The sequence below is a fragment of the Pseudomonas sp. P106(2024) genome (assembly GCF_057480815.1).
In genome coordinates this window covers 52,735-65,818 of sequence record NZ_JBLIYU010000004.1, presented here as the reverse complement: position 1 = coordinate 65,818, position 13,084 = coordinate 52,735, and the positions used below count along the sequence as shown (strand labels likewise).

Genomic DNA, 13,084 nt, shown 5'->3' with positions numbered 1-13,084 from the left:
GACCATGACCTGGCCTTGGCCTTGGCGAATGGTGGGAGCGGGCTTGCCCCGCGATGGGCCTACTGAATCATTTCCGTCGGCCAAATCAGCTTTGATCTTGTCCGACAATCCCGCCTTGCCTAAAATACTGCCGCCGCTTTCCGGCCCACTCCCCATGGATCCCGGGGCTTATGCAGTTGCGAGCATGACGTTGCCCACCCGATCACCACGATCCGCCCTGTACAAGTCACACCCCGAGCTGGTCCTCAACCTGGGCAGCTGCCTTGCCGTGCTCGCCATCGTGGCCATCGTCAGCTACCTGCTGGCCCGTGAGCGCGACAGCGTCGAGCAGTCGGCGATGCGCTCGTCGAGCAACATCGTGCAACTGATCGAAAGCGACATCCTGCGCAACGTCGAACTCTACGACCAGTCGCTCAAGGGCCTGATCTGGGCCGTGCAGCACCCCGAGCTGCTCAACGTGCCCGCCAAGCTGCGCCAGCAGATCCTCTTCAACCAGGCCTTCTCAGCCCCGGTGCGCGGCGACATCCTCTGGCTCGATGCCAAGGGCGACGTGCTTGGCGACTCCACCAGCGTGGTGCCGCGCCAAGCCAACTTCGCCGACACCGTGCCCTTCCAAGCCCACCGCGACCGCCCGGGCCTGGGCCTGCTGATCAGCCCACCGTTCAAGGCGCGGCTGGGCAACCTGGACTGGTGCATCAGCTTCAGCCGGCGCATCTCCGGCGCCAACGGCGAGTTCCAGGGCCTGGCCGCCGGGGCCCTGCGCCTGTCTTACTTCAACGAATTGTTCCAGCGCCTGGACATCGGCGTGGACAGCAGCATCAACCTGCTCAACACCGACGGCCAGCTGCTGGCGCGCCAGCCGACCCGGCCGCAGGATCCGTTGATCGGCACCAGCTTCAGCGAGCGCCCCAACTTCAAGCGCATCCTCGAGGAGCGCAGCGGCAGCTTCACCGCCCACTCAACGGTCTATGAAGGCCTGCGTATCTACACCTTCGCCCGGGTCGCCGACCTGCCGCTGATCGTGCTGGTGGCGCACTCGGCCGACGAGGTGTTCCAGTCGTGGCGGCGCACCGCGATCGTGGTCAGCGTAGCCACCGGCGTGCTGTGCATCGGCATCCTCTGGCTGACCCTGCTGCTGGGTCGTGAACTGCGCCGTCGCCACGATGCCGAGCAAGGCCTGGCCACCCTCGCCGCCACCGACAGCCTCACGGGCCTTGCCAACCGCCGCCGCCTGGATCAGGTGCTGCGTCAGGAGTGGGCGCGGGCGCAGCGAAACCGCAAACCACTGGCGGTGCTGATGGTGGATGTGGATCACTTCAAGGCATTTAACCAACGCCACGGCCATGCGGGCGGCGACCATGTGCTGCGCGAGGTGGCCACGACCCTGGAGTTGTGCATCCGGCGCCCGGCGGACCTGGCGGCGCGCTATGGCGGTGAGGAATTCCAGGTGGTGTTGCCGGAGACTAACCTGGCGGGTGCGCGGCTGCTGGCCGAGCGCATTCGCGCCAGCGTAGAGGCGATGCCGCCGTTCGGCGATGATGAGCGATCAGTGACGATCAGCGTAGGAATCGGCTTGTATGTACCGGGCACCGCGCAGGATCTGTCGGCTCTGCTGGCCGATGCGGATGAGGCGTTGTACCGCGCCAAGGCCAATGGCCGTAATCGGGTGGAAGGGCCTGAGGCTTGAGGCGCTGGGCCGCTATGCGGCCTTTCGCCGGCAAGCAGGCTCCCACAACGACCACATCAAAATGCAGCCATGTGCCATCTCGTGAGAACCGGCTTGCCAGCGAGAGGGCTGCAGAGCAGCCCCTCAAACTCAAGACTGAGCGCGAGCTGCGTTACGCAGAGCCTTCACCTGGTCATGATTGCGCTGCACACCCTGCAGCTGCTTCTCTACCAGTGCATAGCTCTGGTCATTGACCGAGCGCCCCAACTTGACCAGCTTCTCACGGGCCTCTTTGTAGGCCTTGAGCGCATGGTCTTCACCGCGCTCCACCTCGTTGAGCACCGCCTCTTCATCCTTGCCGGTGACCATTGACTTGAGGTTGACCCAGCCACGGTGCAGGTCGCCGCTGATGCTGGTGCTGGTCTCTGGATCACCACCCAGCCGGCGCACTTCGCTCTGCAGCTCGGCCGCAGCAGTGGCGCACTCGCTGGCGCGCTGTACGAAGAAGGCTTTGAGTTGGGGATTCTTCACATCCTCGGCAGAGGTCTTGAAGCCTTTCTCACCATCCTTGCTGTACTCGATCAGGTCGTTGAGTACGTCAATCGTGTCTTTGTTGGGATTGCTCATGGCAACAAACTCCTTGGCAGGTGATAGTCACCTTTACCGGAGCAGACTTCGTGCCAGGCTAATGAATAGAAAAATAACTATAAAAATCAACAAGTTGAACTAAACAATCAAAAGCCTGAAAACGGCGTTCTGCATGATCGCCGCTTGGGTCGTCGTGCAGTTTGCAGTATGGTCCGCGCTCAACCCGCCACAGGCCGATGCTCGATGAAACCTGAAACCCTGCAACTGCTGGTCACCCGCACCATGCCCTTCGGCAAGTACCAGGGCCGTATCATCGCTGACCTGCCGGGCGACTACCTGGCGTGGTTCGCCCGCAAGGGCTTCCCGCCCGGGGAGCTGGGCGGGTTGCTGGCGTTGATGCATGAGATCGACCACAACGGGTTGGGTGATCTGCTGAAACCGTTGCGGGCAAAGGCATCGCGACGCTGACTCATCAAGAACGCTCGACACCTGCCGAAATAAACAGACCACGTTTTCAAGGACGAATCACCTTTCATGCCATCTCGCCAATCCGCTTCTTCGGCTTTTGTCATTTCCCTGCTGGTTTCTGGCTGGGGGCTTTTCTATGTTGGACGACGCCGTTGGGCACTGATGCTGCTGGGGCTGATTCTTGCTGACTTCTTCCTGATCGGTCTGTTCGCCACGCCCAGAGCGTTGATCGTCGGCCTGTCCATCGTGCTGGCTCTCAAGTTCGGTTCGGCGTGTCTTGCGGCCTGGATCGCCCTGCGCGGTCAAGCGGGGAGCGAACCCCCTGGCGCACAACTGGTGGCCTACGCCGCAACAGTGGTGGCCATGGCCGCGGTGTTGGTGGCACTGCGCGCACCACTGTTCGGGTACCAGCTCGACCAGGTTCCTTCAGGTTCGATGGAGCCAACGCTGCAGATAGGCGACCACATCATCAGTGACCATCGTTTCAGCGAAGCCCTCAAGGTCGGCGATATCGTGCTGTACCGTCAAGGCACTAGCGAGGCCTTCAAGCGTGTGGCCGGAGTGGCCGGAGACCGGCTGGAAATCGTCGGGGGCGAGTTGATCGTCAATGACCGCAACCTGGGGTTGTTCCATGCGCCGCAGGACATGGTGCGCCGCCCAGAATCACTGAGCCTGGCACCCGTGACGGTCGAACCTGGCCACGTCTACCTGCTCGGCGACCGTCGCGACAACAGCAACGACAGCCGCTACATCGGCCAGGTCGCGGTAGCTGACGTGACCGCGAAAATCACCGGTATCTGGTACTCGAAGCATCGCCAGCGGATCGGCATGACGTTCGAATGACCCTCGCGGGGCTAGCCCGCTCCCACATCACATGTACCATCAGGCATGGGAGCAGGCTTGCCGCGCGAAGGGCCCTGCCGGCCTACCCCTTGGCCGGCGCCACCACCATCTCCACCTGTTCGCTCTTCTTGATCACGGCATACACCACCGCCGTCAGCAGGCTGCCGGCCACGATCGCCAGCAGGTACAGCAGCGCATGGTTGATCGCGTTGGGGATCAGCAGCACGAACAGGCCGCCATGGGGCGCCATCAGCTTGCAGCCGAAGTACATCGACAAGGCCCCGGTCAGCGCGCCACCGGCGATGCTCGCCGGGATCACCCGCAACGGATCCTTGGCGGCGAACGGAATCGCCCCTTCAGAGATAAAACACAGCCCCAGCGCCAGCGCGGCCTTGCCGGCCTCGCGCTCGCTCTGGGCAAATTTGCGCCGGGCCAGAAAGGTGGCAATGCCCAGGCCGATCGGCGGCACCATGCCGGCGGCCATGGTCGCGGCCATTGGCGCATAGCTCGACGACGCCAGCAGCCCTACCGAGAACGCATAGGCGGCCTTGTTGATCGGTCCGCCCAGGTCCACACACATCATGCCGCCGAGCAGCAGCCCGAGCAGAATTGCGTTGGTGGTGCCCATGCTGTCGAGAAAATGGGTCAGCCCTTCAAGCATGGCGGCCACGGGCTGGCCGACCACGTAGATCATCACCAGGCCGGTGAACAGGCTGGCCAGCAGGGGGATGATGAGGATCGGCTTTAGCGCGTCGAGGCTGCTGGGCAGGCGCACCCAGCGGGCGATGGCCTTGGCGCTGTAGCCGGCCAGGAAGCCGGCGACGATGCCGCCGATGAACCCCGCCCCCAGCGTGCTCGCCAGCAGGCCGCCGATCATCCCGGGCGCCAGGCCCGGGCGGTCGGCGATGGACCAGGCGATGTAGCCGGCGAGCAGCGGCACCATCAGCTTGAACGCCGCCTCGCCGCCGATCTGCATCAGCGCGGCGGGCAACGTACCGGGCTCCTTGTAGGCCTCGATACCGAACACGAACGACAGCGCGATCAGCAGGCCGCCGGCCACCACCATCGGCAGCATGAACGACACCCCGGTCAGCAGGTGCTTGTAGACGCCAGTCTTCTCGGCCTGCTGCACCGCGCCAGGCGCCCCCCCCGCAGCCTCTACCTTGCCCTCGGCCAGCGCCTTGTCCAGCGTGGCGCGCGCCTGCTTGAGGGCGATGCCGGTACCGCAGCGGTAGATGCGCTTGCCGGCGAAACGCGCAGCCGGCACCTCGATATCGGCGGCCAGCAGCACCACGTCGGCCTCGGCGATGGCCTCGGCCGGCAGCGGGTTACGCGCGCCAACCGAGCCCTGGGTCTCCACGGTGAGCTGGTAGCCCATGGCCTGCGCCGCCTGTTGCAGCGCTTCGGCGGCCATGAAGGTATGGGCCACGCCGGTCGGGCAGGCGGTCACCGCGACGATTTTCGGCGCGCTGCCCAGTGGAGCCGGTGTCGCCTCGTGCACCCGAGCCTCGGCGGCGGCTTGGTCAAGAAACCCCTCGCGGTCCGCCAGTGCCTGGGCCGGCGTGCTCTGGTACACGCGCTTGCCCGCGAAGCGCGCCAGGTCCAGCGCCCCGGTGCTGACCACCAGCACCCAGTCGGCCTGTGCAATCTGCGCCATGGTCAGGCGGCGCTCGGGGTGCTCGGCATCCTGCACCTCGACACTGGTGCTCCAGCCCCGACGCTGGGCCGCGGCGGCCAGCAGGCGGGCGCTGAGCACGCTGGACACCTGCCCGTTGGGGCAGGCAGTGACAATGGCAATGTTCATCAGCAACCCTCTTCTTGTTGTTCTACCAGGTGCACGGCGGCCTCCAGGCGGGCCAGTTGCTCGCGATCCTGGATGCCGAAGCCGACCTGGGTGACCGCCTGGGCGGCGATGGCGGTGGCACGGCGCAAGGTGGCGGCGGGCGCCTCGGCCTGGAGCAGGCCATGGACCATGCCGGCGACCAGCGAATCACCGGCGCCGACGGTGCTGGCGATGTGCACCTTCGACGGCTGCGCATGCAGCGCCAGGCCGGCGGCGAACCAGGTCACGCCCTGCTCGCCCTGGGACACCACCACATGCTCGACACCGCTGGCCAGCAAGCGCTGCGCAGCGGCGCGCCGGCCGGCCGGGTCAAGCACGGGCTGCCCAAGCACCTCGCCCAGCTCCTCGGTGTTGGGCTTGACCAGCCAGGGCGCGGCCTCAAGGCCGGCACGCAAGGCTTCGCCGCTGCTGTCCAGGGCCACCTTCAATCCCTGTGACTTGAGCATGAGCAGCAATTCGCGCAGCCATTCGGGGCTGACCCCCTGCGGCAGGCTACCGGCCACCACCACGGCGTCATGCCCCGGGGCCACCTCGGCCAGTCGGCGCAGCAAAGCGTCGCGGGCGGCCTCGTCGACCTGCGGCCCCGGCCCGTTGATATCGGTGACCTGGCCATCGGCCTCGACCAGCTTGATGTTGCTGCGGGTCTCGCCGGGCACGCGGACGAAGCAGTCGGCGAACCCACGCCAGGCAATCAGCGCCTCGAACGGCGCCAGGTTATCGAGCCCGAGAAAACCGCCGACGGTCACGCTGTGGCCAAGGTCGGCCAGCACCTGGGCGACGTTAAGCCCCTTGCCCGCGGCATGGCTGTGCTGAACCTGGCTGCGGTTGACCGCGCCGGGGCGCAGGCGCTCGAGGCTGATGGTGATATCCAGCGCCGGGTTGAGGGTAAGGGTGAGGATCTTGGCCATCAGTAACGCTCCACCAGCGCCCGGACTGCCTCGGCGCTGTCTTGTTGCAGGGCCTCGCGCGCCAGGGCGCGTGCCGTCGAAAGTTCGGCCTGGCGTACCAGAGCCTTGACTTCAGGGATGCTGCGGGCGGCGACGCTCAGCTCGTCCACCTCCAGGCCCAGCAGCACGGCGACGGCCTGCGGATCGGCCGCCAGTTCGCCGCACACGCCCACCCACTTGCCCTGGGCATGGGCGGCGCGCACGGTCATGTCGATCAGGTTGAGCACCGCGGGGTGCAGGCCGTCGGCCTGGGCCGAGAGGCTCGGGTGGCCACGGTCGATAGCCAGGGTGTACTGGGTCAGGTCGTTGGTGCCAATGCTGAAGAAGTCCACCTCGCGGGCCAACTGCGGCGCCAGCAGGGCGGCCGACGGTACCTCGACCATGATGCCCACCTGCAGGTCGGCCACTGGAACCTCCTGGCGCAGCCGCTCGACCATGGCCTTGGCGGCACGCCATTCATGGAGCTGACCGACCATGGGGAACATGATGCGCAGCGGGCGATTGTCCGCTGCGCGCAGCAGGGCCCGCAGCTGGTCTTCCATCACTTGCGGGCGTTGCAGGGTCAGGCGCACGCCGCGCACGCCGAGGAACGGGTTCTCTTCCGCCGCGATCGGCCAGTACGGCAAGGGCTTGTCGCCGCCCACATCAAGGGTGCGCACCACCAGCGGGCGCCCGCCCAGGCCGTCGAGCACCCGGCGGTACTCGGCCTCCTGGGTGGCCACATCGGGCAGTTGCGGGTGGGCCATGAAAATCAGCTCGGTGCGCAGCAGGCCGACGCCTTCGGCGCCCTGCTCGACGACTTTGCCGATGCCGCTGCTTTCGCCGATGTTGGCGAACACTTCGACGGCGTGGCCGTCGCGGGTCAGGGCCGGCTCATGGCGGTTGGCCCAGGCGATCTGCAAGCGCCGCTCGCGGGCATCACGCTCGGCCAGCGCCCTTTGCAAGCGGGCCTCGGGCGGCGCGACCTCGACCTGCCCGCGCTGGCCATCGAGCAGCAGTGGCGTGCCGTTCTCCAGCAGCAGCACGGCCGCGCCGGCCCCGACCACCGCCGGGATGCCCAGCGCCCGGGCGACGATGGCGCTGTGGGCGGTGGCGCCGCCCTGGGCGGTGACGATGCCGGCGACCCGCGCCGGGTCCAGGCGCGCCACATCGGACGGGCCCACCTCGGCCATCACCAGCACGTAGGGCTGCTCGGGCTCGACCACCGTCTGCACGCCACACAACTGGGCCAGCACACGGCGACCGATATCGCGCAGGTCGGCGGCGCGCTCGGCCAGCAGCGCGTCGTGCAGCGCCTCCTGCTGGCGGGCGGCGCTCTCGATCACCGCCATCCACGCGGCGGCGGCGCTCTCGCCCTGGGCCAGGCGCACCTCGACGTCATCGGTCAGGGCCGGATCGGCCAGCATTTCCTGATGGGTGATGAAGATTTCGCCGATGGCCTTGTCGCTGCGTTGCACCAGGGCCTGCAGGTCGGCGTGCACCTTGTCGATGGCCACTCGCAACCGGGCGCGTTCCTGGCCCGGCGACTCGCCGCGCAGCGGGTAGTCGATCTCGCGCTCGACGCACACATGGGCCGGGCCACTGGCAATGCCCGGCGCGGCCGCGACACCCTGCAGGGTGCTGCCGGGCGTCGGAGCCTGGAGGGTTTCGATGGGTGGCTGCTCCACAGCTGCCGTTTGCGGCAAGGGCTCGACCTCCTCGCCCAACCCCTGCTCGATGGCGGCCAGCAGCACCGGCAAGGCATCGGCGGCAACGCCAGGTTCGGCGATCAGTTCCAGCACCTGGCCACGGCGAGCGCCGAGGCTCAGCAGCTTGCTCAGGCTCTTCACCGAGACGGCGGGCTGGGCGCTATCATGCAGACGGATGCGGATCTCGCCCTCGAAGCCCTTGGCCAACTGCGCCAGCGCCTTGGCCGGACGCGCATGCAGGCCATGGGCGTTGGCCAGCACCACCCGAGCGCTGGGCCAGTCGGCGGGCACCTCGCCGCCGAGCACTTCGAGCACGGCGCGGCTGCTGGTGGCCTGGTAGAGCATCTGCCCACGGCCCTCGATCAGCACCTCGCACAAGCGCTCGAGCAAGGCCTGGTGGGCGGCGCCGAGGCTGGCCAGGCAGAACAGGCCATTGAGCGGCTGGTCGCGGTAGCGCAGTGGCTGCTGTGGAGTAACGAAGGCCAGGCCCGGTTGACGCACCTCGCGTTCACTGTGCAGCCACCACAGGCCTTCGCCTAGCGGCAGCGGCTCGGTCTGCTGCAGCACGGCGGCAAAGCCGCTGTCGGCACAGCCGCCGCGTTGCAACAGGCGGGCGCCGCGCCAGGCCAGCTCGTCGAAATCTTCCGCCGCCAGGTTGAGGCCGACCAGTTGGGCATCCAGCGCCAGCTCGCGCGGCGCGCCCTGCAGCAGTTTGAGCAGCGCCTCGGCGGAGCTGGCCCGGCGCAGCGCCTCGGCCAGGTCGGTTTCGCCCAAGGCACGGGTCAGCAACTGCAGCAGACGCAGGTGTTCATCGGAGCGGGCGGCGATGCCGATGGCCAGGTAGACGATCTGGCCGTCGCCCCAGTCCACGCCATCGGGGAACTGCAGCAGACGCACACCGGTGGCGTACACCAGCACGCGGGTCTGCGGCGTGCCGTGGGGGATGGCGATACCCTGGCCGAGGAAGGTCGAGCCCTGCGCCTCCCTGGCCTGCAGCCCCGCCAGGTAGCCCTCGGCGACCAAGCCATCGGCAACCAGTCGATCGGCCAGCAACGCCAGTGCCTCGCCCTTGTCGGCGGCACGCTGGCCCATGGCAATCTGCTCCACGGCAAGCTCGAGCATGACCCTCTCCTTTTGCGGCAGCCCTGTTGGCTACCGAGGTATTGTTGTGGAATTCGACGGCAAAAGCCGCCAAAACGATCAGCGCAACGGGCGAATGCGTATTTCCAGGCAGGAAATTTCGTCTTGCTGAAACGTTTAATCTGACCAGACGGCCACGTTACTCGATAATCTGCCAACGAAAAAGCCCCATCCTGTCGGACAATTGCGACAATGGTCGTCTGCGCGCGGGCCCGCGGATGGGTGAAACTAGCCGGTCAAGCCCCGTGGCCAGTCCCGGAAACAACAAGGAAAATTCGGTGAAACTCAGCGATATCGCCCGTCTGGCCGGTGTGTCCGTGACCACCGCCAGCTACGTCATCAATGGCAAGGCCGAACAGCAGCGCATCAGCAACAGCACCGTCGAGCGCGTGCGTGCGGTGGTCGAGGCCCACGGCTTTACGCCCAACCCCCAGGCCGCCGGCCTGCGCAGCCGCCACACGCGCACCCTGGGCTTCATTCTCCCGGATCTGGAGAACCCCAGCTACGCCCGCATCGCCAAGCAACTGGAGCAAGGCGCCCGCGCCCGTGGCTACCAGCTGCTGATCGCCAGCAGCGACGACCAGGCCGACAGCGAACGCCAGTTGCAGCAGCTGTTCCGCGCCCGCCGCTGCGATGCGCTGTTCGTCGCCAGCTGCCTGCCGCCGGAGGACGACAGCTACCGCGAGCTGCAGGCCAAGGGCCTGCCGGTGATCGCCATTGACCGACGCCTGGACCCGGCGCATTTCTGCTCGGTGATCAGCGACGACCGCGACGCCAGCCGCCAGCTGGCCCAGAGCCTTTTGAAAACCCGCCCGCGCAGCATCGCCCTGATCGGCGCCCGCCCCGAGCTGTCGGTGAGCCAGGCCCGCGCCGGTGGCTTCGACGAGGCCCTGCAAGGCTTCGACGGCGACGTGCGGCGCTACCAGGGCGAGGCCTTCAGCCGTGAATGCGGCCAGCGCCTGATGCAGCAACTGATCGACGAACTGGGCGGTCTGCCGGATGCCTTGGTGACCACCTCCTACGTGCTGCTGCAGGGCGTGTTCGACACCCTCCAGGCGCGCCCTGAGGATTCCCGTGAGCTGCAACTGGGCACCTTCGGCGACAACCAGTTGCTCGACTTCCTGCCGCTGCCGGTCAACGCCATGGCCCAGCAGCACGGCCTGATCGCCGCCACCGCGCTGGAACTGGCCCTGGCCGCCATTGAGGACAAGCGCTACGAGCCCGGTGTGCACGCCATCGGCCGCACCTTCAAGCAACGGATCGCCAAGGCCTGAACATGCGCCTGATCGACACCCACACCCACCTCGACTTCCCCGATTTCGACGCCGACCGCCCGCGCCTGCTGGCCAACGCGGCGGCGCGCGGGGTGGAGCGCATGGTGGTGCTGGGGGTGTTCCAGGACAACTTCCAGCGGGTCTGGGACCTGGCCTGCGCCAACCAAGGCGTGTACGCGGCGCTGGGGCTGCACCCGATCTACCTCGAGCAGCACCGCCCCGAACACCTGGCGCAGCTGCGCGACTGGCTCGAGCGCTTGCGCGGCGATTCACGGCTGTGCGCGGTGGGTGAGTTCGGCCTGGACTTCTACCTGCCCCAGCTGGACCCGACGCGCCAGCAGGCGCTGTTCGAAGCCCAACTGCAACTGGCCTGCGAATTCGAGCTGCCGTCGCTGCTGCATGTGCGCCGCAGCCACGCCCAGGTGATCGCCACGCTCAAACGCTACAAGCCGGCGCGGGCGGGGATCATCCATGCCTTTGCCGGCAGCTACGAAGAGGCGCGGGAATACATCAAGCTCGGCTTCAAGCTGGGACTCGGCGGCGCCGGCACCTGGCCCCAGGCATTGCGCCTGCGCAAGACCCTGCCACGGCTACCGCTGGACAGCGTGGTGCTGGAGACCGACGCGCCGGACATGGCGCCGGTGATGTTCCCAGGGCGGCGCAACAGCCCGGAGCACCTGCCCGAGATAACCGAGGCGTTGGCCGACGTCATGGGGATCGAGCCAGGGCTGCTGGCCGAAGCCAGTAGTCGCAATGCCTGCGAGGTGTTTGGCTGGAAGCCCGACACGGATTCGCGCCGGCCATGATCACACTCTGAACGCCCCGATCAACCGCTTGAGCTCCACCACCTGCGCCGACAACGCCCGGCTGGCGTCCTCGGTCTGGCAGGCGCCCTCGGTGGTGTCCTGTGCCGCGCGGTTGATCGCCACGATGTTCTGGTCGATGTCGTGGGCCACGGAGGTCTGCTGCTCGACGGCGGCGGCGATCTGCTGGTTTTGCTCGACGATACCGCCCACCGCGCCGAGGATATTGCCCAGGGCCTGTTGCACCTGGCGTGCCTCGTCCACGGTGCCGGCGGCCATCTGGTGGCTGCTGCCCATCACCCGCACCGCCGCGCCCACGCCATCCTGCAGGCGCTGGATCATCTGCGCGATCTCTTCGGTGGAGTCCTGTGTACGCCTGGCCAGGGTCCGCACTTCGTCGGCGACCACCGCGAAGCCCCTGCCCTGCTCGCCGGCCCGGGCTGCCTCGATGGCGGCGTTGAGGGCCAGCAGGTTGGTCTGCTCGGCGATGCTGCGGATCACTTCCAGCACCCGACCGATGGCCTGGCTGTCGCCCGCCAGCTGGTTCACAGCCGCCACGCTCTGGTCGATCTCGCCGGCCAGGCGGGCAATGCTACCCTGCTGGCTTGCCACCAGGTCGCGGCCCGAAGCGCTCTCGTGGTTGACCCGCTGCGCGCCTTCGGCGGCCAGGGCGGCGCTGCGGGCGACCTCCTGCGCGGTGGCGCTCATCTGGTTCATGGCCGTGGCCACCTGCTCGATCTGCTCGCGCTGGCCGCTGACCGCCTGGTTGCTGCGGCTCGACACCGACAGCACCTGCCCGGCCTGTTCCTCGACCGTGGTCACGGTCTTGCCGACCTGCTCGATCAGCCCGCGAATGCGCCGTACCGTCTCGTTGAAGCCACGCCCCAGCTCGCCCAGTTCGTCCTGGCTGTTGGCCTTGAAGCTGATGGTCATGTCGCCGGCGGCGACCTTGTCCATGGCGTTGCCCAGGTTGCCCAGGGTTTCCCGGGTGGAGACGTAAAAGCCGCCGTAGAGGTAGAGGATTAGCACGAACACCATGGCCAGGGCCGCGACCAACGCGGTCGTACGCAGGTGGTGCTCGCCCAGGCGCTCTTCCAGCTGGCCATGCAGGTGGGCGAGGACAGCGTCGTTGAAGCGGTAGGTCTGCGCCATCAGGTCGCTGGTCTGCTGGTAGAAGCCGCTCCAGGGCGCATCCAGGGTCTCGGCCACGACCACCTGGTCCTCGAACAGGGTCGCGGCCTGCTTGACCGTGGCCTGGCTGGCCTGGGCATCGCTGGCCAGCGCGGCCTTGAGCCCGGCATCGCTGGCCAGAACGTCGTCGAGACGGATGGCATAGTCGGCGGACAGCCGCTCCAGGCGCTGCAGCAGGTCTTCGAAGCGCGCGCTGCCCGAGGAATCCATGAAGCCGCGACCGAGGGCCACCGCGCCCATCGCCCGGCCTTCGCCCAGGGCCTGGGTGACCTGCGCCGTGGCGTTGCCGATCAGTTCGCTCAGTTGGCGCACCGAAGCCTGGCTGTCCTGGTTCAAGCCCGACTGGCTGGCGACCAGCTTGCCCAGCACCTGAGCCTGGGCCAGCAGCTTGTCGAACAGTGCCGCCTTGTTCTGCAGCGAGCTTTCGTCACGGGCGCGGGCAAAGGCCTCGGCCAGCTCGGCACGCTTGGCTTCGAGCGCCGGATCGCTGCCCTTGAGACCCTCGAGGCGGGCCTGGACCTTGTCCTGCAGGGCACCGATACGGCTTTCCACATCGCCGGCCTGGCCCGATTGGCCCAGCACGGCGTTGATTTGCAGCAGATTGCCCAGCGACTCCAGGTCGCCACGCAAGGC

The 13,084-nt window shown here is 67.4% G+C and carries 10 protein-coding genes and 1 pseudogene; 5 read left to right on the top strand and 6 right to left on the bottom strand.

The genetic code is table 11. The features are described 5' to 3' along the window. The first annotated feature begins 190 nt into the window (after positions 1-190). Positions 191-1,687 carry a diguanylate cyclase domain-containing protein gene (locus tag AC25M7_RS08825; protein ID WP_486971000.1) on the top strand — a complete coding sequence of 499 codons (1,497 nt, stop codon included), beginning with the start codon at positions 191-193 and terminating at the stop codon, positions 1,685-1,687. Positions 1,688-1,816: 129 nt separating this feature from the next. On the opposite strand, the gene AC25M7_RS08820 is transcribed toward AC25M7_RS08825, so the two are convergent. Continuing rightward, a complete protein-coding gene (locus AC25M7_RS08820; RefSeq protein WP_182322072.1) occupies positions 1,817-2,293 on the bottom strand; it encodes a ferritin-like domain-containing protein in 477 nt (158 codons plus the stop codon). A gap of 204 nt (positions 2,294-2,497) precedes the next feature. Here AC25M7_RS08820 and AC25M7_RS08815 point away from each other — a divergent pair, with 204 nt between their 5' ends. Together AC25M7_RS08815 and lepB are read left to right on the top strand one after the other, a co-directional pair. After that, the gene (locus AC25M7_RS08815) at positions 2,498-2,722 is read left to right on the top strand and encodes a DUF3820 family protein (protein ID WP_028689817.1); all 225 of its coding nucleotides are present in this window, start codon (positions 2,498-2,500) and stop codon (positions 2,720-2,722) included. Positions 2,723-2,788: 66 nt separating this feature from the next. Next, entirely contained in the window at positions 2,789-3,565 is a 777-nt protein-coding gene (lepB, locus tag AC25M7_RS08810; protein WP_028689818.1) for a signal peptidase I, read from the top strand. A gap of 82 nt (positions 3,566-3,647) precedes the next feature. Here lepB and AC25M7_RS08805 read toward each other — a convergent pair whose 3' ends face one another. The 3 genes from AC25M7_RS08805 to ptsP are packed head-to-tail and all read right to left on the bottom strand — an operon-like array spanning position 3,648 to position 9,165. Next, positions 3,648-5,369, bottom strand: a complete 1,722-nt coding sequence (locus AC25M7_RS08805) for a PTS fructose-like transporter subunit IIB (protein ID WP_028689819.1) — start codon at positions 5,367-5,369, stop codon at positions 3,648-3,650. Further along, positions 5,369-6,316 (bottom strand): 1-phosphofructokinase, encoded by a 948-nt coding sequence (pfkB, locus tag AC25M7_RS08800; protein WP_486970948.1) that lies wholly within the window; start codon positions 6,314-6,316, stop codon positions 5,369-5,371. The genes AC25M7_RS08805 and pfkB overlap by 1 nt, the downstream gene beginning before the upstream one ends. Continuing rightward, positions 6,316-9,165 carry a phosphoenolpyruvate--protein phosphotransferase gene (gene ptsP, locus AC25M7_RS08795; RefSeq protein ID WP_486970947.1) on the bottom strand — a complete coding sequence of 950 codons (2,850 nt, stop codon included), beginning with the start codon at positions 9,163-9,165 and terminating at the stop codon, positions 6,316-6,318. Before ptsP ends, pfkB begins: the two co-directional genes overlap by 1 nt. A gap of 296 nt (positions 9,166-9,461) precedes the next feature. Between ptsP and cra the strand changes: the two genes are divergently transcribed. Beyond that, entirely contained in the window at positions 9,462-10,457 is a 996-nt protein-coding gene (gene cra / locus AC25M7_RS08790) for a catabolite repressor/activator (RefSeq protein ID WP_486970946.1), read from the top strand. Between the two features lie 2 nt (positions 10,458-10,459). Then, on the top strand, positions 10,460-11,263 hold the full coding sequence (locus AC25M7_RS08785; RefSeq protein ID WP_062363995.1) for a TatD family hydrolase: 804 nt from the start codon (positions 10,460-10,462) through the stop codon (positions 11,261-11,263). On the opposite strand, the gene AC25M7_RS08780 is transcribed toward AC25M7_RS08785, so the two are convergent. Together AC25M7_RS08780 and AC25M7_RS08775 are read right to left on the bottom strand one after the other, a co-directional pair. Further along, positions 11,264-11,968 carry a methyl-accepting chemotaxis protein gene (locus AC25M7_RS08780; protein WP_486970999.1) on the bottom strand — a complete coding sequence of 235 codons (705 nt, stop codon included), beginning with the start codon at positions 11,966-11,968 and terminating at the stop codon, positions 11,264-11,266. A 153-nt stretch (positions 11,969-12,121) separates the two neighbouring features. Next, positions 12,122-12,298: pseudogene (locus AC25M7_RS08775) on the bottom strand (HAMP domain-containing protein); the annotation flags it as partial. Positions 12,299-13,084: the final 786 nt, after the last annotated feature.